The 25,062-nt window shown below is 63.3% G+C and carries 21 protein-coding genes; 6 read left to right on the top strand and 15 right to left on the bottom strand.

The window, feature by feature from the left end:
• Positions 1 to 18 precede the first annotated feature (18 nt).
• On the bottom strand, positions 19 to 636 hold the full coding sequence (locus tag IEX85_RS00170; protein WP_188857211.1) for an esterase/lipase family protein: 618 nt from the start codon (positions 634 to 636) through the stop codon (positions 19 to 21).
• Positions 637 to 751: 115 nt separating this feature from the next.
• On the bottom strand, positions 752 to 1,585 hold the full coding sequence (locus tag IEX85_RS00165) for a phosphotransferase (RefSeq protein ID WP_188857210.1): 834 nt from the start codon (positions 1,583 to 1,585) through the stop codon (positions 752 to 754).
• A gap of 113 nt (positions 1,586 to 1,698) precedes the next feature.
• Here IEX85_RS00165 and thiB point away from each other — a divergent pair, with 113 nt between their 5' ends.
• The 3 genes from thiB to IEX85_RS00150 are packed head-to-tail and all read left to right on the top strand — an operon-like array spanning position 1,699 to position 4,938.
• Positions 1,699 to 2,691 (top strand): thiamine ABC transporter substrate binding subunit, encoded by a 993-nt coding sequence (thiB, locus tag IEX85_RS00160; RefSeq protein WP_188857209.1) that lies wholly within the window; start codon positions 1,699 to 1,701, stop codon positions 2,689 to 2,691.
• 38 nt (positions 2,692 to 2,729) lie between these two features.
• Entirely contained in the window at positions 2,730 to 4,334 is a 1,605-nt protein-coding gene (locus IEX85_RS00155; RefSeq protein ID WP_188858145.1) for an ABC transporter permease subunit, read from the top strand.
• Positions 4,327 to 4,938 carry an ATP-binding cassette domain-containing protein gene (locus IEX85_RS00150; protein WP_188857208.1) on the top strand — a complete coding sequence of 204 codons (612 nt, stop codon included), beginning with the start codon at positions 4,327 to 4,329 and terminating at the stop codon, positions 4,936 to 4,938. Before IEX85_RS00155 ends, IEX85_RS00150 begins: the two co-directional genes overlap by 8 nt.
• 321 nt (positions 4,939 to 5,259) lie before the next feature.
• Here IEX85_RS00150 and IEX85_RS00145 read toward each other — a convergent pair whose 3' ends face one another.
• The 12 genes from IEX85_RS00145 to IEX85_RS00090 all read right to left on the bottom strand — a co-directional run bounded on the left by IEX85_RS00145 (position 5,260) and on the right by IEX85_RS00090 (position 18,537).
• Positions 5,260 to 6,117 carry a hypothetical protein gene (locus IEX85_RS00145; RefSeq protein WP_188857207.1) on the bottom strand — a complete coding sequence of 286 codons (858 nt, stop codon included), beginning with the start codon at positions 6,115 to 6,117 and terminating at the stop codon, positions 5,260 to 5,262.
• A gap of 72 nt (positions 6,118 to 6,189) precedes the next feature.
• Entirely contained in the window at positions 6,190 to 7,977 is a 1,788-nt protein-coding gene (locus IEX85_RS00140) for a PQQ-dependent methanol/ethanol family dehydrogenase (RefSeq protein ID WP_188857206.1), read from the bottom strand.
• 148 nt (positions 7,978 to 8,125) lie between these two features.
• A complete protein-coding gene (locus IEX85_RS00135; RefSeq protein ID WP_188857205.1) occupies positions 8,126 to 8,440 on the bottom strand; it encodes a hypothetical protein in 315 nt (104 codons plus the stop codon).
• Between the two features lie 114 nt (positions 8,441 to 8,554).
• On the bottom strand, positions 8,555 to 9,514 hold the full coding sequence (locus IEX85_RS00130; RefSeq protein WP_188857204.1) for a quinoprotein relay system zinc metallohydrolase 1: 960 nt from the start codon (positions 9,512 to 9,514) through the stop codon (positions 8,555 to 8,557).
• Between the two features lies 1 nt (position 9,515).
• Positions 9,516 to 10,298, bottom strand: coding sequence for a quinoprotein dehydrogenase-associated SoxYZ-like carrier (locus IEX85_RS00125; RefSeq protein WP_188857203.1), 783 nt, complete (start codon positions 10,296 to 10,298; stop codon positions 9,516 to 9,518).
• Positions 10,299 to 10,337: 39 nt separating this feature from the next.
• Positions 10,338 to 11,273, bottom strand: coding sequence for a substrate-binding periplasmic protein (locus tag IEX85_RS00120; RefSeq protein ID WP_188857202.1), 936 nt, complete (start codon positions 11,271 to 11,273; stop codon positions 10,338 to 10,340).
• Positions 11,260 to 11,700 carry a cytochrome c-550 PedF gene (pedF, locus tag IEX85_RS00115; protein WP_188857201.1) on the bottom strand — a complete coding sequence of 147 codons (441 nt, stop codon included), beginning with the start codon at positions 11,698 to 11,700 and terminating at the stop codon, positions 11,260 to 11,262. Before pedF ends, IEX85_RS00120 begins: the two co-directional genes overlap by 14 nt.
• A gap of 256 nt (positions 11,701 to 11,956) precedes the next feature.
• Positions 11,957 to 12,958, bottom strand: coding sequence for a fumarylacetoacetate hydrolase family protein (locus IEX85_RS00110; RefSeq protein WP_229721719.1), 1,002 nt, complete (start codon positions 12,956 to 12,958; stop codon positions 11,957 to 11,959).
• A 259-nt stretch (positions 12,959 to 13,217) separates the two neighbouring features.
• Positions 13,218 to 14,129 (bottom strand): EamA family transporter, encoded by a 912-nt coding sequence (locus IEX85_RS00105; RefSeq protein WP_188857200.1) that lies wholly within the window; start codon positions 14,127 to 14,129, stop codon positions 13,218 to 13,220.
• Positions 14,130 to 14,305: 176 nt separating this feature from the next.
• Positions 14,306 to 16,015, bottom strand: a complete 1,710-nt coding sequence (locus tag IEX85_RS00100) for a putative 2-aminoethylphosphonate ABC transporter permease subunit (RefSeq protein WP_188857199.1) — start codon at positions 16,013 to 16,015, stop codon at positions 14,306 to 14,308.
• Between the two features lie 17 nt (positions 16,016 to 16,032).
• Positions 16,033 to 17,199 (bottom strand): putative 2-aminoethylphosphonate ABC transporter ATP-binding protein, encoded by a 1,167-nt coding sequence (locus IEX85_RS00095; protein ID WP_229721718.1) that lies wholly within the window; start codon positions 17,197 to 17,199, stop codon positions 16,033 to 16,035.
• Positions 17,200 to 17,490: 291 nt separating this feature from the next.
• Positions 17,491 to 18,537: a putative 2-aminoethylphosphonate ABC transporter substrate-binding protein gene (locus IEX85_RS00090; RefSeq protein ID WP_188857197.1), complete on the bottom strand. Its 1,047-nt coding sequence runs from the start codon at positions 18,535 to 18,537 to the stop codon at positions 17,491 to 17,493.
• A 797-nt stretch (positions 18,538 to 19,334) separates the two neighbouring features.
• On the opposite strand from IEX85_RS00090, the gene IEX85_RS00085 reads away from it, so the two are divergent.
• From IEX85_RS00085 to phnY, 3 genes are all read left to right on the top strand, one after another.
• Positions 19,335 to 20,672, top strand: coding sequence for an MFS transporter (locus tag IEX85_RS00085; protein WP_188857196.1), 1,338 nt, complete (start codon positions 19,335 to 19,337; stop codon positions 20,670 to 20,672).
• A 435-nt stretch (positions 20,673 to 21,107) separates the two neighbouring features.
• Positions 21,108 to 22,364: a phosphonoacetate hydrolase gene (gene phnA / locus IEX85_RS00080; RefSeq protein WP_188857194.1), complete on the top strand. Its 1,257-nt coding sequence runs from the start codon at positions 21,108 to 21,110 to the stop codon at positions 22,362 to 22,364.
• A gap of 57 nt (positions 22,365 to 22,421) precedes the next feature.
• The gene (gene phnY / locus IEX85_RS00075; protein ID WP_188857192.1) at positions 22,422 to 23,855 is read left to right on the top strand and encodes a phosphonoacetaldehyde dehydrogenase; all 1,434 of its coding nucleotides are present in this window, start codon (positions 22,422 to 22,424) and stop codon (positions 23,853 to 23,855) included.
• Positions 23,856 to 24,262: 407 nt separating this feature from the next.
• Here phnY and IEX85_RS00070 read toward each other — a convergent pair whose 3' ends face one another.
• The gene (locus tag IEX85_RS00070) at positions 24,263 to 25,018 is read right to left on the bottom strand and encodes a sulfite exporter TauE/SafE family protein (protein WP_188857191.1); all 756 of its coding nucleotides are present in this window, start codon (positions 25,016 to 25,018) and stop codon (positions 24,263 to 24,265) included.
• Positions 25,019 to 25,062 lie beyond the last annotated feature (44 nt).

Raw genomic sequence — 25,062 nt, 5'->3', positions numbered from 1 at the left:
CTGCGCGGTAGCTGCGCATCAGCCGGGCTGGCAGGCGCGCAGCTGCGCGCGGATATCCGCGATCACCGCGGCGTCGTTCATGATAAAGGTGTGCACGGCGTCCACTTCGAGCACCGCCTCGGGAACGTCTCCGCGGGCTTCGTCCAGAGTGACGACACCGTCATTGGGTTCGCGCCCGAGCGGCAGCCAGTCGTGCTGCGGCCCCGCGGTACCGGCGTAGATGCGCACCGGATCCGGCATCGGCAGTTGCGCCATGAAGGCCTCGTCGGCGAGCAGCTGCCCCATTTCCCCGGTCAGGGTGCGGTAAAGCCACCAGCGCGAGCAGCGTCGCGCGGCCTTGCTGGCGGTCAGCGGCGGGGCCAGAAAGAAGCAGAGAGCCGGCGGCCGGTCGCCGAGCCGTTGCAGCGCGTTACGGATAATCACAGTCCCCAGCGAGTGCCCCACCAGGGCATAGGGCGCGCCGGCCTCCAGTTGCCCGATCCGCCGCAATAATCGCCCGCTGACGCCTTCGAGGGTTTCCAGTGTCGGTGAATAGCCGAACAGCAGTACCCGGTGACCGTCGGCCTGCAGCCGGTGGCGCAGCCAGAGCATTGAAACCGGAGTGCGCCCCATACCGTGAATCAGCAGTACGTTCATTGCCACCTTTTAACGTTGCCGCAATCTGCAGTGATTGTAGTGCTTTCGTGAAGCCTGAAGCCTGAAGCCTGAAGTGCACGAGTGTCCCGCTCCGCATCGCGCAGCGCAAGCCGGTTCAGCCCGCGGGCTCCGAGGTTTTCAGCAGGCGCAGGGTTTCGCGCATCAGCCACGCCATATCGTAACCGCTGCCGGAGAGGCCCCGCGCCCAGTACCAGAGGCAGCCGAGGGCATCGAACATCCAGCAGGCGCGACCGAGCCCCTCGGCCAGGGTGTCCGCATCCAGGTCCGCGAAAGCCGGCAGCGATGACAGTTCGACGAGCGAGGCCTCGAAGTGCTTGGCCAGCGCCGCGGCATCGAACCAGGGGTTGCCGATCGCGGCATACTCCCAGTCGACCACGACCAGGCGTCCGTCCATCCAGCACAGGTTGCCCGGGTGCAGATCGTGGTGAGTCAACCGATGCCCCACGTCCGGCAGGCTTTCCCAGTTCGTCTCCAGTGCCTCGATCAGCTGCAGCAACGCCTTGCCCAGCGGCAGGCCGCGCAGTTCGAGGCGATAGTGATCGTAGAGAGCCGGATAATCGACCGCCGCTCCGGCGTCTTCGAGCACCTGCCAGTCCCGCACCGCCTGCAGCAGTTGCTGGCGCTGGTCGCCGGCCAGCGGTGCCGCAGGTGAGTCGCCATGCCAGTCCATCAGCAGCCAGCCCGCTGCAGGGTCGCATCCCTGGATACGCGGCGCCCAGTCGAAGCCCTGCAGCCGCTCGAGCAGCCGGGCTTCCCTGATGCGGTCCACACCCGGCACGGCTTCAGCCCCGGCGTTGATCCGCAATACCCGGGCACCGCCATCGTTTTGGCTGCGGTACAGGCCATTGCTGCAGCCCTGGCCCAGCGGACGCCAGGTGCAAATGGCGCCGATATGACGCTGAACGGCGGTGAAAACCTCATCCTGCATGGCGGTTACCCTTCAACTGCGTTAAAATTTCGCCCCTGTTTTTCCAACACCATCAGGGCGTTGCAGTGTAACGCCCGGGCGTCGGCTCGTCTGCCCCAATCCGAAGGATCCGCATGAAAACACCGTTGTCATTCTGCACTGGTCTCGCGCTCGGCACCCTGGCACTTTCTGCAGCGGCCGAAAGCGCCGATCTTCGGGTCTATACCTATGACTCTTTCGTATCCGAATGGGGTCCGGGGCCGCAAATCGAAAGCGCCTTCGAGGCTCAGTGCGACTGTGACCTGGAGTTCATCGCGGTGGAAGACGGCGTCAGCATCCTCAACCGCCTCAGGATCGAACGCGAAGGCAACAAGGCCGACGTCATTCTCGGCATCGACGACGCTCTGATCGAAGAAACCCGCGCCACGTCATTGATCGCGCCCCACGCGCTGGACCTGTCGGGCCTCAAGGCCGAGCTGAACTGGCACGACAGTGACTTCGTCCCGTTCGACTACGGCTATTTCGCCTTCATCTACGACAGCACCCGGGTCGGGCAACCCGTCGATTCGCTGCGGGCTCTGATCGAATCCGACGCCTCGGTGATCTACCAGGACCCCCGTACCAGCACTCCGGGCCAGGGGCTCATGCTCTGGGTCAAGTCGGTGTACGGTGATGACGCCGCCGCGGCCTGGACCCGCCTGGCCAGCCACACGGTGACCGTGACCAAGGGCTGGTGGGAAGCCTACAGCCTCTTCCTGGAGGGGGATGCCGACTACGTACTCAGCTACAGCACCTCCCCGGCTTACCACCAGGTGGCCGAAGGCAAGAACCAGTACCGGGCCGCAGCATTCAGCGAAGGCCATGTCGCCCAGATCGAGGTCGGCGCCATCACCCGCAACGCGCAGGATCCGGAACTGGCGCGCCGCTTCCTGCAGTTTCTGATCTCGGCCGAGGCGCAGGCCATCATCCCCGTGACCAACTGGATGCTGCCGGTGGTCGACGACGTCGAGCTCCCCGACGCCTTCGACAGTCTGATCCGCCCCGAACGCATCGGCTTCACGCCACAGCAGGTCGAGCAGAGCCGGCGCGACTGGCTGCGTGAATGGCGTAGCGCCGCCAGCCGCTAGTTGCATTTTCTCGACATAGGCCCACTATGCCTTTAAAAATGCGTCGTGCGGCTGCCTCCCTTGGCGGTTCGCTGAGGGGGATTTGTGGGGCAAGGGCAGGGCTGGCCGGCGCCACGGTTCTTGCACTGTGCCTGCTGCTGACCGCCCTGTCGTTCTACGGCCTTATCGGTTTCGGACGCGGCGGTCTCGATACCAGGCTGCTCGCTGACCCCTACTTTCATTCGCTGCTGCAGTTTTCGTTCAAGCAGGCCGGTCTCAGTGCCCTGCTGTCCCTGCTGCTGGCCTGGCCTGTCGCACGAGCCCTGTATTACCATCCCGGCCTGGCGCTGCAGCGCAGCTTTCTGCGGCTTTGTCTGCTGGGCTTCTGTATGCCAACGCTGGTCCTGATCACAGGCCTGGTAGCGCTGCTCGGTCGCAACGGCCTGCTCACACCGTTGCTCGGCGAGAACTGGAACCTGTACGGCCTGGGCGGCATCCTGATCGCCCACGTCTACCTCAACCTGCCGTTCGCGGTGCGCGCCCTGCTGCTGGCGCTGCAGCATATCCCGGACTCCAGCTGGCGTCTTGCCGCCCAGCTCAAACTCGGCCCCTGGCAGCGGCTGCGACTGATCGAGTGGCCGGCATTGCAGATCAGCCTGCTGCCGCTGTTCGGCTTCATCTTCGTGCTCTGCTTCAACAGCTTCGCGGTGGTGCTGGCGCTCGGCGGCGGCCCCCGCGCGACCACCATCGAAGTGGCGATCTATCAGGCACTCAAGTACGACTTCAATATCCCTGAAGCGCTGACCCTGGCGTGGATACAGCTGCTGATTGCAGGTTCGCTGTTCCTGCTGCTGGCGCGACTCGGTTCCGCGCACTGGCTGGGCGTCGACAGCGCCCGCAGAACGCGTGCGCCGAGACCCGCCGCACCAGCGCGCACACTGCACCTGCTGGTGTACGCGACCGCCTGGCTGTCGCTGACACTGCCAATCCTTGCGCTCCTGCCGGGCCTGCTCGACGCGGACCTGCAGCGCTTTGACTGGCCGGCGATACTGCGCCCGGCACTGATCACCCTGATACTGGGCCTTGGTGCGGGCTTCGGCGCCCTCGGCGCCGCCTACCTGATGCTGTTGCCCGTCCGCCGTGCGCGCATACAGCACCAGACCAAACGGGCCCTGGCACTGGAATGGCTGTCGACCCACACGCTGGTTGCACCGGCGCTGGTCCTCTCGGTTGGCCTCTATATCCTGTTGCTGCCGCGGCTGGATCTCGACCGCTACGGCATATTGCTGGTGCTGCTGCTCAACACCGCCGTGGTGATACCCTTTGCCGTGCAGCAACTGCGCCCGCGCCTGCTGCAGTTCGACCGCCATTACGACCGACTGGGCCGCAGTCTCAAACTCGGCGTGCGGGCGCGACTGGCGGTGGAATGGCGTTTTGCGCGCGGCGCCTGCCTGGCGAGCCTCGGGCTGGTGATGCTGCTGGCAATGGGCGATGTAGCGATATTCTCGATCTTCGGCAGCGCCGACTGGACCACCCTGCCCTGGCTCATCTACGGCTACGCCGGCACCTACCGACTCGAGGAAGCCTCGGTCGCGTCACTGCTGCTGCTGGGTCTCTGCGCCCTGGTATTGTTGATATTCGAACGGGAGCGACCGGATGCTTGAGATAGACCGCCTCGACGTGATGCGCGACGGCATGCCGCTGCACTACCATTTCGACGTCGACGCCGGCGAAATCCTGGCCATCCAGGGGCGCAGCGGTGTCGGCAAGACCACGCTGCTCGATACCATCGCCGGATTCGAGCAGGCCCGTAACGGCGATATCCGCTGGCAAGGCCGCTCCCTGCTGAAGCTGCCGGCCGAGCGCCGGCCGGTCAGCATGCTGTTCCAGGACCACAACCTGTTCGAACACCTCGCCATCGACGCCAACCTGCGGCTCGGGTTCGGCGACGGGGTGCCTGAAGGCGCGCTGCTCGATGCCTGCACCCGGCTCGGTGTCGACGCGCTGTTACAACGCAAGCCCGGTGAACTGTCGGGCGGCCAGCGCCAGCGCATCGCGCTGATCCGAACGCTGCTGCGCCCGGAGCCCATCGTGCTGCTCGACGAGCCCTTCGCCGAACTCGATCCCGAGAGCCGGGAAACCGCCGCGCGCTGGACCCGCGAGGTTGCCCGCGCCGGCAAGAAGACACTGTTGCTGGTCACCCACCAGGACGAGGATGTACGGCTGGTCGCCGATCGCGCGCTGAACCTCACCTGGCACGGCGACTGACCGGTTCGCGGAGGGGCCGCCGGACTTTCGCAGGAGCCGCGCCCCGCGGGGAATTGTTTTGGGGTCGTGTGGGATGGGTTCGCGGCGAGGCGCCACTCCTACGGTCGGCGGCGTGAGGCTTTGCGTAGGAGCCGCGCCCCGCGGCGAATTGTTTTGGGATCGTGTGGGATGAGTTCGCGGCGAGGCGCCACTCCTACGGTCGGCGGCGTGAGGCTTTGCGTAGGAGCCGCGCCCCGCGGCGAACGGGAATCTCACGGCGGTGATTCGCGCCGGGGAGGCGCTCCTACGGGCGATGCGTACCCGGTCATGCGTAGCTGCGCATCAACCGCCGCAGTAATGCGCGGTTGGCGTCACTGACTTGATCTCGTAGGGTGCGCCGGGCATCAGAATGAATTCGCTGGCGCCGACCTCGGTGTCGGGGTTGCCCCAGTCGTAGGTGTACCCGAGTCCGGTCCAGGGAACTCCGTCGCTGCCACGAAAGCTTCTGAAATACAGGTCGCGATAGAAGTCGCGATAGTCGGGAATATTCGCCACAACGGGTGTTTCGCCATCGAAATGCAGCCGGCAGCTGCTGTCGTCGGTTTGCGGATCGACGCAGGGACGGAACAGTCGCTGCGGTTCCACCCAGAACTCGACGAAAAGATCGTAGTGCCAGGCGGGCGCAAGGCCAAGGTACTGCTTGAGTCGAAGGTCCAGCCCCACCTCGCCGACTCCGGCCTGCCGCGCCCAGGCGGCACAGTGCGCCCTGACCTCTGGCACCGTTGTCACCCAGACGGCGTAATCCGGATTTTCGGAGGTACTGTCGTACGGCTGCAGGAACTGCTCATAGGCCTGACGCGACTTCCAGGTGGCCACCAGAATTCTGTCACCTGCATCATTCCAGACCAGCTGCGGATTGTCCCGGCGGATGGCGACCAGATCGGTTGCGATCTCCGATGCTTCGGCGATCGCGGCGTCCTGTACCGCCCTGCGGTAGGCCTCCTCCACACTGACCGGTTGGGGGCCGCAGCCACAAAGGGCGATCGCCATAGCGGTGACCGCCAGACGCCTCTGACTCTGACTCTGCCTTCCGGCCGCTATTGCCATGAGTTCCTCCCTGATCCCGTAGAACGGTGTCGAATCGGTATAGACGGGCAGGAACCTTGCAACGCCGTCCCAGACCGCAGGCCACTCCGCCATCTTCACGCCAAAGCGCGACAAACGCAAAAAGGCCGCCGGATCAGCGGCGGCCTTTTTCGTCGATGGGGTCGATCAGCGGCTGGCGACTTCAGCCGACTGCGGCAGCTTGAAGGTCCAGACGGTGCCACCCTGATTCAGGTGCTTGACGCGTTTGGCGACTTCGCCACCCCAGAGCGGAACCGCGCCGCCCCAACCGGAGACCACGGAGACGTACTGTTCGCCATCCTGTTCCCAGGTGATCGGCGAGCCGACGATGCCCGAGCCGGTATTGAACTTGTACTTCATCTCGCCACTCTTGGCGTCGAACGCCATCAGGTAGCCTTCGGGGTTGCCCATGAATACCAGGCCGCCGGCGGTAGTCAGCACGCCGCCCCAGAGCGGTGCGTAGTTCTGGTAACGCCAGACTTCCTCGCCGGTTTTCGGGTCGATGGCGCGCAGCACGCCGATGTACTCCTCGTTCAGCGGCTTGATGGTGAAGCCGGCACCGAGGTAGGCGGCCCCCTTCTTGTAGGATACCGACTCGTTCCAGATATCCATCGCCCACTCGTTGGAGGGTACGTAGAACAGACCGGTGTCCTGGCTGTAGGCCATCGGCATCCAGTTCTTGCCGCCGAGGAAGGACGGCGCGGAGAATACCGACTCGCCCTTGCTGCCTTCTGCGACATCGGCCGGGTTGCCGGGGCGGCCCTCTTCGATCAGGATCGGGCGGCCCTTGTCATCGAGGCCCTTGGCCCAGGTGATCTTGTCGACGAACGGGAAGCCGCGGATGAAATCGCCGTTCTCGCGGTTGAGCACGTAGAAGAAGCCGTTGCGGTCCGCCGTTGCCGCGGCCTTGACGGTATTGCCGCCATCCTGGTAGTCGAACGAGATCAGCTCGTTGACGCCGTCGAAGTCCCAGCCGTCATGCGGCGTGGTCTGGAAGTGCCAGACGATCTCGCCGTTGTCCGGATTGATCGCCAGGCGCGAAGACGAGAACAGGTTGTCGCCCGGGCGCATGTGCGAGTTCCAGGGCGCCGGGTTGCCGGTACCGAAGAACAGCAGGTTGGTGTCCGGATCGTAGGTGCCGCCCAGCCAGGTCGCGGCACCGCCGCTTTTCCACATGTCGCCCGGCCAGGTCTGGCCCGGCTGCCCGCCGGAGATGCCGGCTTCGGCTTTCTCGCCGTCTTTCCAGACATAGCCCATATGACCTTCGACGGTGGGACGCGACCAGAGGATATCACCGGTTTTGGCGTCGTAGGCCTCGACCTTGCCGACCACACCGAACTCGCCGCCGGAGACGCCGGTGATGACCTTGCCGTTGACCACGATCGGCGCCGCGGTAATGGAGTAGCCGGCCTTGTAGTCCTCGACGGTCTTCTTCCAGACCACCTTGCCGGTGTCCTTGTTCAGCGCCACCAGCTTGGCATCGAGGGTGCCGAACAACACCAGATCGTCGTACAGCGCCACGCCGCGGTTGATAACGTCACAGCAGGGCATGATGCCGTCCGGCAGGCGGGCGTTGTATTCCCAAAGCTCGTCGCCGGTCGCGACGTCGATGGCAAAGACGCGGGAATAGGACGCGGTCACGTACATGACGCCGTCCTTGACCATCGGCTGGGACTCCTGACCACGCTGCTTCTCGCCGCCGAAGGAGAACGCCCAGACCGGGCGCAGCTCCTGCACGGTCTCGGCGTTGACCTTGGTCAGCGGGCTGTAGCGCTGGCCCCGCAAGCCCATGCCATTGCTGACGACATCCGTCGTCGTGGCCTGGTCGTTGATGATATCCTCGTCGGTAACGGCGGCCTGGGACCCGCCGGACGCGGCCATGGCAACAACCAGTGCGGTTGCGGCAAAGCCTGGGATGCGGCCAATTCTGTTCATCGCTGTCTCCTTCGAGCAGTATTTATTCTTGGTGTCGACCCGGAAGATTTCCCCGAATCCTGCTGTACATTCTTCGTATCGTCATGCCCGGCAACAATTGATCCCGGGTAGCGGATTACCGGTACCTTGGTAGTACGACCCGATGGAGTCAGCGCATTGGCAATGCCAGCGCGGCCGACGCCAGCCGGCAGCGCAGCATGCCGCGCCCCTCGAAATGCCGTACGATTTCGCTCACGACCTCCAGCCAGGCGCGACCGGGCCGGTGCTCAAGACTGTCCATGTAAAGTGCGATCTGAGTCAGGCAACGCCGGCCATCGCAGGCGCGCAGCACGTCGAGCGACAGCGGGTCCAGAAACACCACCTGCTGCGGGGCCTTGACTACCCAGCGCCGGGACTGGTCGTCGAAATAAAGTCGAATGCCGGGCGCCAGGCTGGGCACCCAGTTGGGGCTTTCGGGAGTCATAGGGCTCTCTCGGTTTGCCGGTAATTGACGTCTGGCGCAGGTACTGGAGACGGGCTGCGCCGCTTTAACACTGTCGTACGCTGTTAGCGGGTGCCAGCGCGGTGCCACATCCAGCTACCGGTGCGCTTTTTCGTGGTACTTTGGCCCGGGCGGCGACGTCAGCGCCCGCTGTTCGTAGCTCGGGTACAGATGGGAAACGCTGCGCTGCAACTCGTAGCGCCTGAGCGCCACGCCCTCGAAGCGCGGATCCAGCGCTGCGCGCATCGCTTCGTTCATGGTCAGGCCGGCCTCGGCCGATTCACGCAGCAGCCGGTCGAGCCAGTTCAGATAATCCCGCGTCTGGATCAATGCGCGCGCGTCAGGGGCCGGCGGACCGTGCCCGGGCACCAGCAGGCGGTAGCCTATCTTTTCCAGGCGCTCCAGATCGTCCAGCCAGACGCCGATTCCCGGCGTCTGCGGCGTCGTCAGCGCACGCTGATGGAACACCAGGTCACCGGCCAGCAACACGCCGGTGGTTTCATCCAGCAACGCCAGGTCCGCACCCGTATGCCCCTGCAGCGCGATCAGACGCAGGCGGTGTCCGCCGAAGTCGAAGCGCTCCTGCTCGATGCTGCGGTCGGGCAGTCGTACCGCGGTACCGCGCATCCAGTCGCCCACCAGCCCGTAGAGGTTCCCGGCCAGCGCCTCTCCGTCGCGCGCCATCAGCTCGCGCACCGCCGGCAGAGCCCAGATGACAGCGTCATCGAAGGCCTGATTGCCGAGAAAATGGTCGGGATGGGCATGGCTGTTGAATACATGCACCACGGGCTTGTCGGTGATACGTCCGATGGCCGCCCGCAACTGCTCGCCGAATCGACGCGAGGGGCCTGTGTCGAAAAGCAGCACACCCTCATCGGTCGCAAGAAAAACGACGTTGACGATATGACCGCCGTTGTGCTCGCTGAACGCCTCGCGCCGCCCCTCCACCAGCCAGGTATCGGGGGCGATGAGTCGCGGCTCCAGGCCGTAGTCGAAAGCGGCGCCGTGCGCCGGTAATACCAGCAACACCCAGATCAACAGCAGGCAGGCGCGCATATCACTCTCCTCCCGCGGCAACGCCGGTCGCAAACTCGTTGCCGTTGTTGTCACGCAGCCAGAGGCGCAGTTCACGAACGCCACGGGTATCGAAACTCAGCATCGGGTTTTCGCTGACCGGCGGCGACAGCTCCAGGCGCATCAATGCATGGCTGTGCTCGTCCTCGAGCCGGGCCCGCTCGATGTAGAACTCGGGAATTCCATCGACCAGGCCGGTATCCATCGGGTGAACCACCCGAAAACGCGCCCGTTGCGAGACATCGGGGCTGTGCGGCGGAAACAGGCGCCCCTGCATTTCCCCGAGGTGGCTTTCCCAGTAAGGGTCGGCGGCTGCCTGGCTGGGCGCGGTACAACCGCCGCCGGCGGCGTCGATATGGCGCCCGCCCAGATACCAGGTGCCGTCCGCCGCCAGCACCGCAGCACGGACCACCGTCGCCTGCTGCACCTTGATGCGCAGCGACAGCGCCGGCGCCACGCGATCGCTGAGCGGATACAGGGTCGCAATATGCTGTATAGGATTGAGGTCGGCCCAGATAAGTATGCGCTCGACCGGCACCTTCAGCGCGGTCGCGTCGATGGTGACCGGCACCTGGGTGGGGTCCTCGGCAAAGGGCGGCAGCTCCACACGGACACGGTCATCGAAGCGGTAGCGGTCGTCGCCGAGAAAGCGCTCGCGCAGGTAGTCCCACATCGGCGAGCCCAGCGGATCGGGCGCACCGGCGCCCTGTGCCAGGCCGCAAGATAACAGCAACGCCAGCAGCAATGCCGGTCTGCATCTGTCCATATTGTTTCCTCCCTGGGCAGCGTCCGCCTGTCACCCGCCTCAATAGCCTTCGGCGACCTCCTGGTACAGCCCCGGCAGCTCGTAGCGCAGGCCATAGTTCGCGTAGAGCTTTTCCATCTGGCCACTGCGGATCAGATCGTCGACCACAGCTTCGACGGCGTAACCGAGCTGGCGATAGGTCTGCTTGACCGCCATGCCAAGATCCCACTCCTGCTTGCCCATCATCGGGAAGCCGTTGTCGCCCAGACGAATGCGTCCGTCTGCGGCGCTTTCGACGAGCCAGTCGATTTCTGCGCGCATTCCCATCACCGCATCCACCTCGCCCTTTCGCATCGCGGCGAAGGCTTCGCGGACATTGCTGTAGTGGCGGGTGTGTTCACGCATCCGGCCCTGGAACGCCGATGTCAGATAGAAATCCGGCAGACTGTCGATCTCGACGCCGATCGGGTGGTACTGAAACACGGCCAGGGTGGCGACGCTGTCCAGGCGCTCGCCGTTGTAGGCCACCTGCCAGCGTTCGCGCTGGTAGGCGCCGAACATCACCACCTGCTCGTTGACGATCTCACCGGTGGAGTCGCGCATGTAGGCGTACTCGCGGTCGTAGGGCACCCGCATCATGATGTCGGCGAGCTGCTTCGGCGCCAGCGGCCGGGTGTCGTCCTTGTCGAGATAGTGTCCCTTCCAGACGTTATTGCGCAGATCGTCCTCGAGGTTCTCATCCGGGGTGATCCAGTGCGGTTCGAACAGCACCCCGAGCCCGGCCGCGATGCGCTTGCCGATCTCGACGTCGATGCCGCGGGGTTCGCCGTTCTCCAGCCAGGAGTATGGCGGAAAGTCCCGATAAAGCCCGATGCGGATATAGCCGCTGTCGATGACGTCGTCGTAGTAGCGGGCCTGGGCCGGCAGGGCCAGCAGGCAGGCCCCAAGCAGGCCCGCGGCCGAGAGTGCGCAACGGCGAAGCCTATTCCTCCACATACTTGGTCTCCAGCCAGGCACGGATGGCCCAGAGTGCCTCCTGACTCAGATGCTCGGCCATCTTGGGCATATAGACGCGGCCATCGCGCACGGCGCCGTTGACGACCCGGTACTTGTACCACTCGTCACCGTCGAAGCCCGGGGCCAGATAGCGCAGGTCCGGCGCGATACCGCCCGAAACCCCTTCAAGACCGTGGCAGCGGGCGCAGTTCTGGTTGTAGGCCGAGGCGCCAATCTCGACCGCCAGGTCGCGCTGCTCGTAATCCTCGCCGTAGGGGTTCTGATCCAGCCATTCCTCGCCCAGCGGGTCGAGTCCGGCCGTATCGACCGCCTGAGGTGTAACGTCACCATGGGCCAGCGCCTGCGCCGACAGCATCAGTGTCAGCATTCCAGCTCCGGCAAGTCCGAGTATCTTGTTGTTCGTCATGACCTAGCACCCTTTTCGATTCAAGAACTGTATTCATGCGTCGCCGGGCACAAACTCTGCCCGCCAGCCTGAGATCATCATAGGGTGAGGAGGGGCCTCGCCAGAATTCTACTTTGGCGCTTCGAAACTCGTTCGTTGGTAGTAGTCGCAGTGGGTGCCGATGGCGGGAAACAGGGGAGCGAGCAGGCGCCCCGGTGCATCGCGGACGGCTCGGCGGTGCCGCGGCACCGCGAGGGTCACAAAAATGGCAATCCGATCAATCCCTGTCCGCCACCACCCGGTTTCGCAGGACACCGAGTTTCTCGACTTCGCATTCGACAAGGTCGCCCGGCTTCAGATACCAGGCGTGCGGATCCTCGTGGAACACGGCGCAGCCGCTCGGGGTGCCGGAACTAATCAGGTCGCCGCCGACAAACCCCTGGCCGGAGTAGTAGGCCACGATTTCCGGCATGGTACGGCACATCCGGCCGGTCGACGACTGCTGGCGGATCTCGCCGTTGACCTTCAGGTTCATGTTCAGGTTGCCGACGTCACCGACCTCGTCCGCCGTCACGATCCAGGGGCCGATCGGGCAGAAGGTATCCAGCGCCTTGCTGTAGCCGTAGCTGCGATTGGGGAACTCGGTCGCCTGAATATCCCGCGCGGTCACATCGTTGAAAATCAGATAGCCGCCAATCGCCGCCGCCGCTTCGCCGGGCGTCATATCCTTGTGTTTGACGCCCTTGATCACCGCACAGATCTCCAGCTCGTAATCGAGCTCGCGGGTGAGCCGCGTCGGATAAACGATGTCGTCGTCGGGACCGATGCACCCGGTGGTATTCTGGTAGAAACCGATCCAGGGCTTCTCGACTTCGTACTCGAAACCCGCTTCGCCCATCTCGTCGATATGCTCGAGGAAGTTGCCGGCCGTATGCCAGAGCTTGGTCGGCTGAATCGGCGCCAGCAGCCTGACCTCGTCACGCGCGAACCGCAGCTTTTCGCCGTTCACACCCCGCAGCTGCGGATCATCGCGCTCGACGACGTACGTCTCGGCGGTACGGGCCGCGTCCAGGCTCCGGTCGTCGCCGGCAAAGAGTTCACGCATGTCGGACGGCACCAGCGCATCGGCCATCGCCTGAGGGCGCGGGTCGCGGTTGACGTCGAGCGCATATGCCGCGTAGGCGTAATTCAGATCCACCACCTTTTCGGAATCGGAATCCCGGTACAGTGCCCCGACGCGCTTGACGCCCACCGGGTTCAAAAATGTCACTAGTTTCATTCTACGGCCTCGAGAGACTGGCACTCGGCGCCTGCTTCTGTTGCCAGGGGTGGCGGCAGAGGAGCCCCGGTGTCAGGATGATGAATACCGAATCCACATAATTAAGTAATTAATAATTCCTTACACAAGCCGCTGTCAATCTCAATCGCCTGCCCGCGAGCCAAACCGGACAGCCGTGACAGTCTCCCCGGCGGTGCTCTATCGGGAGCCACCGCGGCTGTTGGCCGATCACGCCGAACGAAGCCTGCCCTGCCCCGGCCTATCCCTGGCGATACAGCGCCAGGACCACCAGTCCGCCAAGCATCAGCAGCACGGCGATCCATTTCATGCGCGGCCCCGGCTCGCCGAGCAGCCAGATGCCCAACAAAACGCCCAGGGGAATGCTGAATTGACGAAAAGCGACGACGTAGCTGACGTTGTCGGCGTACTGCATGGCCCAGAGAATCAGCCAGTAGGTCAACAGCATCATGGCGCCGGACAGCGCGGCGACGCGCCAGCGGCGCTTGCCGACCTCCAGCAGCGCGCGGCGACGGCGCCCCAGTTGCAGCGTCAACAGGGCCAGCAGCGTGCCTAGCGCCTGCAGCCAGATGTAGAGCAGCGCCAGCGCCATGTCCGACGCGTACTCGCTGACCGCTGCGCGCAGCAGTTTGATCGCCACGGCATCCAGCAACGAGTAGCCGGTCGTCGCCAGCGCCGCCAGCAGTGCCCAGCCGGTGGCCGCATTGCGGTAGTGTGCCAGACGCAGGTCGCCCGGGTGGCGCATCGGCAGCAGCAGGGCGCCGACCACCACCAGCAACATGCATCCGACCTGCAGCGCGGTCAGCGGCGCCGAGGGGTAAAGCCAGACGCCGGCCAGCGCCACCATCACCACCGGCAGCGCGCGCGCAAGCGGATAGCACAGGGAAATCTCGCCGCTGGCGTAGGCTCCTGCGAGCGACCAGCTGTAAAGCGCCTGACACAGCGCCGAGCTGACCAGCAGCGCCCAGAACCGCGGCGGCGCCTGTGCCACCAGCGGGAGCGACGGGCCGACCAAGGGCAGCAGCAACAGTGAACCGAAGGCAAAGGCCAGGGTGAAGAACGCCGGCGTCGGGCTGACCTTTTTGCCGAACAGGTTCCAGCCGACGTGAAGAAGGCAGGAGAGTAGCACCAGCACCAGTGCGGACAAGGGCATCAGTCGCGCACTCCCGCAAGGTTCCCGGGCGACCTTTCGCCAATGTCGGGTGTCGGCGCACCCAATCGATATCGCATCCCTGCCCTCCTGAAACTCAGGTCGCGGCGCGCACTGAACATGGCCAATCCCCGCCGCCGTTGCCAGTTCAACGGCTGGCAGCGTCCGCCAACCTCAGCTCATGCCCCCTTCCAGCGCTGCAGGCGTGCGCTGAGACGCCGGGTCAGCAACCAGTGCAGCAGCCTCACCGAGGTCGATGTCAGCACGATCACCATCGCCATCGCCGCCGACGGTGCAATGTCGCCTGCGCCTTCCATGTGCAGCATCGCGATCGACGCCAGGAAGGTATCGGGCGAATAGAGGAAGATCACGGCCGAAATGGTGGTCATGGCGGTGCTGAACAGGTAAGTGGAAATATCCAGCACGGCCGGCAGGCAAAGCGGCAGCGAGACCCTGCAAAAGGTACGGTACTGCGGCACCTTGAGCGACGCCCCGACCGCCTCGATCTCGGGATCCATCTGCTTGATCGCCGTCACCGCCGTGAGATGACTCACGGTGTAATAGTGCACGATGGTGCTGATCACCATGATCGTCATGCCACCATAGAAGCCATTGAGCGGATTGTCCGGGGCGTTGAAAAAGAAGATATAGGCCAGGCCGAGCACCATGCCGGGCACCGCCATCGGCAGCAGCGTCAGGCCGCCGATCAGGTTCAGGACAGGCCGCCAGCCGTGGCAGCGTTCGCTGACGTAGGCGGTCAGGAAGATGAAAAGGGTCCCGAATACCGCGGTCAGCAGCGCCATTTGCAGCGAATTGTAGAACGCCGCCCAGCCACCGCCGTCCATCATGTCGAACTGGTAGTTTTTCAGCGACAGCGTCTGGTCGTAGGGCCAGAAGGTGACGAAAGAGGCGTAGGCCGCCATCCCCAGCATCGCGATCAACAGGCATCCGATCAGGCTGCAGTAAAGCAGGAAAAACCGGTCCCGCAGCGCGTGCGGTTTCGGGCTGTAGGGTACCGCCCGCGCGCCGGTTATCGCGACCTGCTTGCGCCTGGCATAGCGGTCGACGAAGAATGCGAGGATCGCCGGCAGCAGCAGCATCAGACCGACCACCGCCCCCATCTGGAAGTTCTGCTGGCCGATGACCTGCTTGAACAGATCGGTCGCCAGCACGTTGTACTGCCCACCGATCACCTTGGCGACGCCGAAATCGGTCAGTGTCAGGGTGAACACCACGAAGGCCGCGCTTATCAGGCCATACTTGACCCCCGGCAACGTGACCGTAAAGAAGGTTCGGATCGGTCCTGCCTTCAGCACCGACGCCGCTTCGTACAACCTGGCGTCGGTCATCGACAGCGATGTCATCAGTATCATCAGCGCCGACGGGAATACCCAGATCACCAGCCCAAGGACGATACCGATGGGGCCGTAGATGCTGTGGCCCATCAATAGCTCTTTGGCGACGCCCTGATTACCGAAGAAATACACGAGGCTGATCGCCGGCAACAGAGACGGCGCCAGCAGCGGAATCAGGCTGACAACACGGAACAGCGGCTTGAACGGCATGCAGGTGCGCGTCAGGCCGTAACCATACAGAAATGCCAGCAACAGACTGATCAGTGTCGCCATCCCGGCGATGACAAAGGAGTTCGACACCGCCCTGTAGAGCGAAGCCTCACTGAAATACCGCTGGAAGTTCTCCAGTCCGATGAACAGCCCCGAAGCGTCGTGGAAGCTCTTGGCCAGCATGCTGTAGAGGGGGAACAGGATCGTCACCACCAGCAACAGTGCAGACAGCAACGCCAGACCGCGCAGCAGAAGCTGGTCGCCGCTCGTCACCGGACCGGCACGGAACGGTGCGCGCAACGGCCTTTTGTACAGTGTATCCATGGAAGTTCTCCAGTGCGCTAGCAGTTGCCGGCCTCATCGAAAAGACGGATGCGCTCCGCATCAAGCCGCACCCGCATCGCCTGACCGGGACGGATATCGCTGCCCCGCAACGCCCGTATCGGCACATCCGCGATCAGCGCAAGATCCGGGCCCTGAACCAGTTTCAGGCGCATCGTTGCACCAAGAAACTCGCTGGACTCCACGCGGACATCGATGCAGTTCGCGTCGTGGTCATGCACATCGGTGCACTCGATATCTTCGGGACGGATCGCCAGCACGCCGCCTGTGCCCTTGTGCCGCCCGCTGTGCGGACAGCGGAACTTCAGCCCCGCCACTTCGACGGTATCGGGGCCGCACGGCGTGAAGGGCAACAAATTGATGGTGCCCACAAATTGCGCCACGAAAACGGACACCGGATTCTCATAGATTTCCCTTGGCGTACCGATCTGCTCGATACGGCCCTGGTTCATCACCACAATCCGATCGGCCATCGTCATCGCTTCTTCCTGGTCGTGGGTGACCATAATGGTGGTGATGCCGAGACGATGTTGCAGCGCCTTGATTTCGCGGCGCAAATGCACACGCACGCGGGCATCGAGCGCAGACAGCGGCTCGTCCAGCAGCAGCAGGTTTGGCGACGGCGCCAGCGCCCGGGCCAGGGCGACACGCTGCTGCTGTCCGCCCGACAGCTGGCCCGGAAATCGTTTCTCCGCGCCCGGTAATCCGACGTTGTTCAGCAACCCCGCGACTCGCTCGGCGATTTGGTGCTTTTTCGTGCCCTGATTCTCGAGACCGTAGGCGATATTCTCCGCCACCGTCAGATTGGGAAACAGCGCATAGGACTGAAATACGATGCCGAAATCGCGCTGGTCAGGCGGCAGCCAGGAGATATCGGCACCGTCCTGGTACAGCGATCCCGAGGTCTGAAAGTCCAGACCCGCGATCGCCCGCAATAATGTGGTCTTACCGCAGCCCGATGGCCCGAGAAAACTGATGAACTCGCCGGCGGCAATGGCGAGGGAGACGCCGTCAAGCGCCGAAAAAGTACCGTATTTTTTCACCAGGTCGAACACCTGCAGATAAGGAGGGGATGGCGTGCGGTGCATTTGCGCAGCGCCGCCGTCGACCGCCGGACCCTCGGAAAGCTGATCTGAAAACAGATCCAAACTGTGCGCTTGGGACATGGTAACTCCGCTGATTGTTGAGGGAACCTGTGACCGGCGCGAGTCAGGCTGCAAAAAGCGACCCGCCGGCACTGATTCGCGGCCCCTAACAGGGTGCTGAAAAACGTTTTCGAGGCCGCCGAGGCAATGAAAAAACAGGCGAAAAAGCGCAGTTTAGTGCACTAAAAGAGCATTTTGAGCCTGGTTTTGACGAAGCATTCGGCAACGCAGATAGATTTTCAACAGCCTGCCAAGATCGGGACAAAAGCCGGACGATATGTGAAGAACCCCGGTATCGTCCGGAGTTAGCGATTATTCCGCCTCGGACTTGGCGTCATAGCGGGACGACCATTGCTCCAGAATCCGGGCGCGGTTGGCCGCCGCCCAGCTGAAGTCGTTCTCGATCATTCGCTCCGTCACTTCGGGGGGGAAATGCGCCACCGGTTTGGCAACACCGGGCAGCGCAACGACGGCATAGCCTTCGTTGTAAAGCTCATTGGCCCTGAGGCTGACGGACCAATCCATCAGTTTTTTCGCCGCGTCCAGATTATGGGTGCCCTTGACGATAGCGCTCGCTTCCAGCTCCCAGCCGACCCCTTCTTCGGGCACGACGACGTCCAGCGGTGCCCCCTGGTTCTTGAGCTTCGCCGCCCGGTAGGCATAGGAAACGCCGATCGCGGTCTCGCCGGTGGCGGCCAGCTTGCAGGGTTTCGAGCCGGAATGGGTGTAACGGCTGATATTGGCGTGGAGGCCGTCCATGTACTTCCAGCCCTCGTCCTCTCCGAATAGCTGCAGCCAGCTCGACACATCCAGATATCCGGTGCCGGACGAAGCCGGGTTCGGCATGATGACATGGCCCTTGTAGACCGGATCCAGCAGATCCTTCCACGACTTGGGTACCGGCAGCCCGTTTTTTTCCATCTCGTAGCGGTTGACGCAGAGAGCGGCCACCCAGGCATCCATGCCGGTCCAGGCCGGCGGATCATTGGCATCGCGGAAGCCTTTCGCCAGTTTTTCAACACCGACCGGCGCGTAGGGTTGCAGCATGCCTTGATCCGACAAAACCAGCAAACTGGTACCGGCCAGTCCCCAGATTACATCGGCGCGGGGATTTTCTTTCTCCGCCAGCAGTTTGGCCGTAATAATACCTGTCGAATCACGCACCCAGTTTATTTTGATATCCGGGTGGTCCTCATTGAAACGATCGGCATACTTTTTCAGGTCGTTTGCCTCAAGCGCGGTGTAAACGGTCAATTCCGCCTGTTCCGCCGAGGCACTGAGGCTGGCGAGCGCCGCCAGTAGTGCCGCTGCATATTTTTTATTGCCAGTCTTTTCAGGGATTGCCAAGGAAACCTTCATGATTCAGTCCTTTTTAGCCAGTGACAAAAATGAATTTTGCGCAGTGTTTTTCCGCTATTTCTATTTTGTAGGAAAACCCTAAAAATCTGACAAATCGTATGTACTTATACGACGTATAGACTGGATCAATGAATGCATATAATTTAAAACAACAAAAAGCCCGCCTTAAAATTTCTATATCTTAAAGCGAGCGGAATAAAACAGAAAACGAAGACCCTTTATGATCGCCGTATTCTGAATCAGTATCTGTATAAACTGCCAGGCTGAATTCCAGTCCCTGGACGCTTTTTCACGCTGATGAATTGCCGTTAACAGCCCCCTGACACCTGCGACGCTTTGCGATCGCGCCGTTGCACCCGGTCGCGACCACCTTCGGGATCGCCGGAACGACGTTACGGAAATGAAGGCAAATAACGTGCCGCGTTATCCGACGTCGCGACGAAGGCATCGCGACAGTCCTGGCACGCCACCTGCATAGTCGCCTGCGGCAATACAGGACGCCCCGGGAATCCTGCGGCACACAGGACGGGTGGACAGGGCGAAGGACGTGCCTCCTGCCGCTGTCTGTGCATTCACCAGATCTGTGCATCCAAGCGGATCGGAAGCGGGCACAGGGACGATAACGCCCCAGAAGGGCGCATCCAATGCCCGAACGCCCCATAAGTTTCGATACTATGTGGATGTGTCATAGAAATGACCTATAAAAACCATTTCTACAAACGATTTGTTGTCAAGGGCCAGTTGGCGGATGTTTGGTGCGTCCAGATCACACAAAAACAACAAGACGAGGTACGCAGATGAGCAGTTTGTTTTCGGTTCGCAACCCGAGATTCGAGCGCTGGCGCTGGCAGATCTTCGCGGTCACCTGGCTGGCCTACGCCGCCTTTTACTTCACCCGCAAGGCGTTCTCGGTGGCGAAGATCGGTATAGAGGAGGACAGTACCTTCGAACTGACCCGCGAGATGATGGCGAACATCGATGCCTCCTACCTGATCGCCTATGCCATCGGTCAGTTCATGTGGGGCATGTTTGCGGATCGCTTCGGCACCCGCGCCGTGGTGCTGGGGGGCCTGATCGCTTCCGTCGTCGCCGCGGTGGTGATGGGCTTGTTCCACGGCGCCATGATCTTCCTCATTTTCATGTTTATCCAGGGCCTGGCACAATCGACCGGCTGGTCGTCGCTGTGCAAGAACGTCGGCAACTTCTTCTCGCGCCGCGAACGCGGCCGCGTCATGGGGCTCTGGTGCACGAACTACGCCTTTGGCGGACTGGTCGCCACGCCCTTTGCCGGCTGGGTCGCCTATGACCTCTTCAACGACTGGCGCCTGGCCTTTTTCGCCTGCGCCGCGGTCGTCGGCGTGGTCGCACTGCTGATCCTGCTGTTCCAGCGCAACAAGCCGGAAGATGTCGGGCTGCCGGCCATTGACGACTATCACCGGGAACCGGCCGAGGTGCTCGACCTCGACGAACCGCAACAGGCGCACGGCTGGGCCGAGGTCAAGGCCGTACTGTCGAACCGTATCGTGCTGCTGCTCGGCCTTATCTACTTTCTGCTAAAGCCCGCCCGCTACGCGATCCTGCTCTGGGGGCCCTATATCGTCTACCAGGAACTGAACAACGTCTCCAAGCTGGAAGCGGCGGCGATCCCGGCCGCCTTCGAGTTCGCCGGCCTGTTCGGACCGATCATTCTCGGCTTCCTCTCCGACAAGCTGTTCCGCGCCAAGCGTATGCCGGTGTGCGCCATCAGCCTGCTACTGCTGACCGCCACCCTCGCCGCCTTCATTCCGGCGGTGCACAGCGGCAGCATTCCGCTGGTGGTTGGCATGCTGTTCCTGATCGGCATCACCCTCTACGGGCCCGACTCGATGATCAGCGGCTCGGCGGCGGTCGACTTCGGCACCCGCAGGGGCGCCGGCACCGCCACTGGCTTCGTCAACGGCTGCGGCTCCATCGGTGCCGTACTGGGGGGCCTGCTGCCGGGCTATTTCGAAACCGAGGCCATCTTTACCGGCTTCGCGGTCTGTACCTTTATTGGAGGCCTGCTGCTGCTGCCCCTGTGGCACCTGTTGCCCAACTCCCAGGCCCCGGCGCAGGGCGATACGCTGGGCGTACCGGCGGCACCCGCGACCACCTGAGCGCACCGAAAAAGGCCGTCGCAGCCAGTAGCGAGCGCCCTGGCGAAGGCCGGAGATAAAGCGGCCTGATGCTTTATCGACGGGCATCCAGCACCGACTTTAGTTCGCCATCGTCGTGCGGCGTCGCTTAGTGACAGCCTCTGACGCCAACCGCAAAAGGACGTCCCTGGACGTCCTTTTGCATTTTTGCGATCTGTCCCTCGAGCCCCAGCCAGGGCCCAGATCGGGACCAGAACTGGCCCTATGGCCTCGTGGCAACCGTCCCTATGCTGAGCTGTCGCGGAATATAGGGGTCGCTGCCCGACATTACATCGACCATACCTATACCAAAAATACGTACTAACGATTGGTTCGATACCTTGCCGCCGGTTACAGTGAATTCCGTGTTCGACACCATCACGCTAAAGCAAAGACGCAGCACAGGGAGACAACGATATGAGCGACAAATCCTTCGACGTTAACGGCCGCCAGTACCACCTGCCCACCCGGGCGCCGGTGGTAGTGGTCTGCATTGATGGCTCGGAACCTGCCTATGACGGCTGCGATAACGGCGGTTACATCGAGCGTGCCGTCGAGGCGGGCTGTGCCCCCTTCTTCGAATCGATGATGAAAACCGGTACCTACCGCACCGCCTACTCGGTGGTGCCGAGCTTCACCAACCCCAACAACCTGTCCATCGTCACCGGCGTGCCGCCGAAGGTCCACGGCATCTGCGGCAACTTCTTCCTCGATACAGAGCAGAATCAGGAAGTGATGATGAACGATCCGAAGTACCTGCGCGCGCCGACCCTGTTCGCCGCACTGCAGCGCGAGGGCGCCAGCGTCGCCGTGATCACCGCCAAGGACAAACTGCGCAAACTGCTCGGCAACGGTCTGGACTTCAGCCGCGGCAACGCCATCGCCTTCTCCGCCGAGAAGGCCGACGACGTCAGCGTCGCCGACAACGGTATCGACAACATCCTCGACCGTGTCGGCCTGCCGGTGCCGTCGGTCTACTCGGCCGACCTCTCAGAGTTCGTGTTTGCCGCCGGCGTCGAGCTGATGGCCCAGGAGCGCCCCGACGTCATGTACCTCTCGACTACCGACTACATCCAGCACAAGCACGCCCCCGGCACACCGGAAGCCAATGCCTTCTACGCCATGATGGACCGCTACCTGGCGCAGCTGCACGAGATGGGGGCCATCATCGGCGTCACCGCCGACCATGGCATGAAGGCCAAGCACAACGACGAGGGCCGGCCCGAGGTGCTCTACCTGCAGCGCGAGCTCGACGCCCTGCTCGGCGAGGCAGGCAGCCGCGTGATCCTGCCGATCACCGACCCCTATGTCGTGCACCACGGCGCGCTTGGCGGCTTCGCCACCGTCTACCTCGACAACCCGGCGGATGCCGAGCGCGTCATCCCCGCGCTCAGGGAATACGCCGGCATCGAGACGGTCTACCGCCGCGACGAGGCCGCCGACCTCTTCGAACTGCCCGCGGACCGTATCGGCGACCTGGTGATCGTCTCGCGCGCCGGCTGGGCGCTCGGCAGCAGCCCCGATCAGCATGACCTGTCCGGTCTCGACGTGCCGCTGCGCTCCCACGGCGGTCTGTCCGAGCAGCGCGTGCCCTTCCTGCTCAACCGCCAGATCGACTGGGACAGCAACCGGCTGCGCAATTTCGATATTTACTTCGCGGCGCTGAACGCCTGAGGTTCCATTCGCCATCACCGCGGCCGCCCCGGGGCGGCCGCCAAGGAGTCCGCAACCATGACAACGATAAACGTGCGTCACGAAACGCTGCGCATCGCCGGTCGCCGCGTCGACAACCAGCGCCGCATCGAAGTGCGCTATCCCTTCACCGGCGAACTGGTCGGCACCGTGCCCAAGGCCACGCTCGACGACGTGCGCGCCGCCTTTCGCACCGCCGCGGCCTACCAGCCGACGCTGACCCGCTACGACCGCCACCGCATCCTGCAGCGCACCGCCGAACTGCTGCTGGCGCACCAGGAGGATATCTCCGACCTGATCACCCTCGAGGCCGGCATCAGCAAGAAGGACTCGCGCTACGAGGTCACACGCGCCTACGACGTTTTCATGCTGTCGGGCCTGCTGTGCCTGCAAGACGATGCCGAGGTGTTCTCCTGCGATATCACCCCCAACGGCCAGAAGCGCAAGATCTACACCACCCGCGCGCCGCTGCGCGCCATCGCCGCCATCACGCCATTCAACCACCCGCTGAACCAGGTAGCGCACAAGATCGCGCCGTCCATCGCCACCAACAACTGCATGGTGCTGAAACCCTCGGAAAAGACGCCGCTGACCGCGCTGCTGCTCGCCGACCTGCTGTACGAAGCCGGCCTGCCGCCGGAGATGTTTTCGGTCATCACCGGCGATCCCGCCGAGATCTGCGACGAGATGCTCACCAGCGAATACTCCGACATGATCACCTTCACCGGCGGCGTGTCGATCGGCAAGTACATCGCCGCCAAGGCCGCCTACAAGCGCCAGCTGCTCGAGCTCGGCGGCAACGACCCGCTGATCGTGATGGAGGACGCGGATCTCGAGCGCGCCGCCACCCTGGCGGTCAATGGCGCCACCAAGAACTCCGGCCAGCGCTGCACCGCGGTCAAGCGCATCCTGGTAGTCGAGTCGGTCGCCGACCGCTTCGTCGAGCTGGTCACCGACAAAGCCAGGGCGATACGCTGCGGCGATCCGATGTCGCCGGACAGCGATATGGGCACGGTGATCGACGAGGAAGCCGCGCGGCTGTTTCAGCGCCGTGTCGACGACGCCATCGCCGCCGGCGCCGAGCTCAAGCACGGTCACCAGCGCGAAGGCGCCCTCTACTGTCCGACCGTGATCGACCGGGTCGCCCCCGAAGCCGAAGTGGTGCTGCAGGAAACCTTCGGCCCGGTGATCCCGATTATCCGCTGCCCGAACGACATCGAGGCGGTGATCCGCATCTCCAATTCGACGGCCTACGGCCTCTCGTCCGGCGTCTGCACCGACAATCTTAAGTACATCACCCGCTTCATCGAGGGCCTGGAGGTCGGCACCGTCAACGTCTGGGAAGTACCGGGCTACCGGATCGAAATGTCTCCGTTCGGAGGTATCAAGGACTCGGGGCTGGGTTACAAGGAAGGCGTGCTGGAGGCGATGAAGCACTACACCAACCTGAAAACCTATTCGTTGCCCTGGTAAGAGCAGCGTTTGAACAGGCACGCATCGAAATGTGCGTCCCCCCAAGCCGGCGGCATCAAGGATTCGGGGTTGGGTTACAAGGAAGGCGTGCTAGAGGCGATGAAGCACTACACCAACCTTAAGACTTCCTCGCTGCCCAGGTGATCGGTCAGTGGTGAGTCAGAGGACGCGCGGTGATCCGCGCCCTGCGCCTGGCGCTGTACGCCCTTGACCGTCTACCCCGGTGGCGCCCCGTCCCGTCACCGGCACTGCGCAACCGGCCTCGCATCCGGTTCGTAGCTCCCTTGGGGCGACCACCGGTCGCCCTTTTTTATGGTTCTTCGCGAATTAGCGGGAAATGTTCGAGTGGCCGGACAGGTCGAATGACGCCCGCGCCAGCGCTCCGTGGACACGGCAGTGCCTCGCCTTTACAGCCAGCTGTTGGCCATCATGCCGAGTCCGGTCGCCAGCAGCACCAGCAGCACGATGCGCCGGAAGCTCTGCACCGAAACGCGACTGCGGGCCCTCTGGCCGAGCCACAGACCGGCCAGGGCCGGAAGCAGGACCGCCGCCGACACCAGCAGATCACGGCCGACCATCAGACCGTGACTGCCGAGCGCCGAGCCGATCACCAGGCTGCCCGACATCAGCAGCAGGCTGGCGGCGAAGATGAACTCATCCTTGCCGATACCCACCGACAGCATCGACTGCAGCGCCGGAAAGCTGAAAAAGGACGTTACGCCCCCCAACGCCCCGCTGATCACGCCGCTGGCCCCAAGATACAACGGCTGCCAGCGGACCTTGACCGGTTTCGGCCGCAGCAGCTGGGCGGCAACCGAGAACAGCAGCATCATGCCGACCAGCCCGGACAGCAACTGCGAGCTGATTTCGGCCAGCAACCGGGTCGACAGCATCAGCGTCAGCAGCAGCCCGGCGAACAGCGGCCAAAGCCTGCGCAACACCGCCAGATGCATCCGCCCCTGAATCGCCTGCAGCAGGTTGGTCGCCATGATCGGCACCAGGCTCCAGGCCATCGCGGTGGTCACCGGCACACCGGCCATCAGTGTCGTGGCGGGCACCGCCACCAGCGGCATGCCGAAGCCCGCCAACCCCTTGATGAAACCGGCCAGGCCAAAGCTGACCAGCAGTATCAGCAGTAACTGCAGCGAAACGGACTCGAACATGGCGCGCCTATTGGATCCAATAACCGGAAAGGGGTCCGCCAGCC

Source organism: Marinobacterium nitratireducens (assembly GCF_014645375.1).
Taxonomy (GTDB): Bacteria; Pseudomonadota; Gammaproteobacteria; order Pseudomonadales; family Balneatricaceae; genus Marinobacterium_A; species Marinobacterium_A nitratireducens.
The sequence above is the reverse complement of the archived record's forward strand: the minus strand, read 5'-3'. Positions and strand labels throughout refer to the sequence as shown.

Excerpts from the sequence above, each read along its gene's own strand:
- IEX85_RS00170 (WP_188857211.1), bottom strand. The coding sequence starts at position 636 with ATGAACGTACTGCTGATTCACGGTATGGGGCGCACTCCGGTTTCAATG.
- pedF (WP_188857201.1), bottom strand. The coding sequence starts at position 11,700 with ATGACGAACAACAAGATACTCGGACTTGCCGGAGCTGGAATGCTGACA.
- IEX85_RS00130 (WP_188857204.1), bottom strand. The coding sequence starts at position 9,514 with ATGCGCGCCTGCCTGCTGTTGATCTGGGTGTTGCTGGTATTACCGGCG.
- IEX85_RS00145 (WP_188857207.1), bottom strand. The coding sequence starts at position 6,117 with ATGGCGGAGTGGCCTGCGGTCTGGGACGGCGTTGCAAGGTTCCTGCCC.
- IEX85_RS00140 (WP_188857206.1), bottom strand. The coding sequence starts at position 7,977 with ATGAACAGAATTGGCCGCATCCCAGGCTTTGCCGCAACCGCACTGGTT.
- IEX85_RS00105 (WP_188857200.1), bottom strand. The coding sequence starts at position 14,129 with ATGCCCTTGTCCGCACTGGTGCTGGTGCTACTCTCCTGCCTTCTTCAC.
- IEX85_RS00090 (WP_188857197.1), bottom strand. The coding sequence starts at position 18,537 with ATGAAGGTTTCCTTGGCAATCCCTGAAAAGACTGGCAATAAAAAATAT.
- phnY (WP_188857192.1), top strand. The coding sequence starts at position 22,422 with ATGACAACGATAAACGTGCGTCACGAAACGCTGCGCATCGCCGGTCGC.
- IEX85_RS00085 (WP_188857196.1), top strand. The coding sequence starts at position 19,335 with ATGAGCAGTTTGTTTTCGGTTCGCAACCCGAGATTCGAGCGCTGGCGC.
- IEX85_RS00070 (WP_188857191.1), bottom strand. The coding sequence starts at position 25,018 with ATGTTCGAGTCCGTTTCGCTGCAGTTACTGCTGATACTGCTGGTCAGC.
- IEX85_RS00110 (WP_229721719.1), bottom strand. The coding sequence starts at position 12,958 with ATGAAACTAGTGACATTTTTGAACCCGGTGGGCGTCAAGCGCGTCGGG.
- IEX85_RS00165 (WP_188857210.1), bottom strand. The coding sequence starts at position 1,585 with ATGCAGGATGAGGTTTTCACCGCCGTTCAGCGTCATATCGGCGCCATT.
- IEX85_RS00135 (WP_188857205.1), bottom strand. The coding sequence starts at position 8,440 with ATGACTCCCGAAAGCCCCAACTGGGTGCCCAGCCTGGCGCCCGGCATT.
- IEX85_RS00125 (WP_188857203.1), bottom strand. The coding sequence starts at position 10,298 with ATGGACAGATGCAGACCGGCATTGCTGCTGGCGTTGCTGTTATCTTGC.
- IEX85_RS00150 (WP_188857208.1), top strand. The coding sequence starts at position 4,327 with ATGCTTGAGATAGACCGCCTCGACGTGATGCGCGACGGCATGCCGCTG.
- IEX85_RS00100 (WP_188857199.1), bottom strand. The coding sequence starts at position 16,015 with ATGGATACACTGTACAAAAGGCCGTTGCGCGCACCGTTCCGTGCCGGT.
- IEX85_RS00095 (WP_229721718.1), bottom strand. The coding sequence starts at position 17,199 with ATGTCCCAAGCGCACAGTTTGGATCTGTTTTCAGATCAGCTTTCCGAG.
- phnA (WP_188857194.1), top strand. The coding sequence starts at position 21,108 with ATGAGCGACAAATCCTTCGACGTTAACGGCCGCCAGTACCACCTGCCC.
- IEX85_RS00155 (WP_188858145.1), top strand. The coding sequence starts at position 2,730 with ATGCGTCGTGCGGCTGCCTCCCTTGGCGGTTCGCTGAGGGGGATTTGT.
- IEX85_RS00120 (WP_188857202.1), bottom strand. The coding sequence starts at position 11,273 with ATGTGGAGGAATAGGCTTCGCCGTTGCGCACTCTCGGCCGCGGGCCTG.
- thiB (WP_188857209.1), top strand. The coding sequence starts at position 1,699 with ATGAAAACACCGTTGTCATTCTGCACTGGTCTCGCGCTCGGCACCCTG.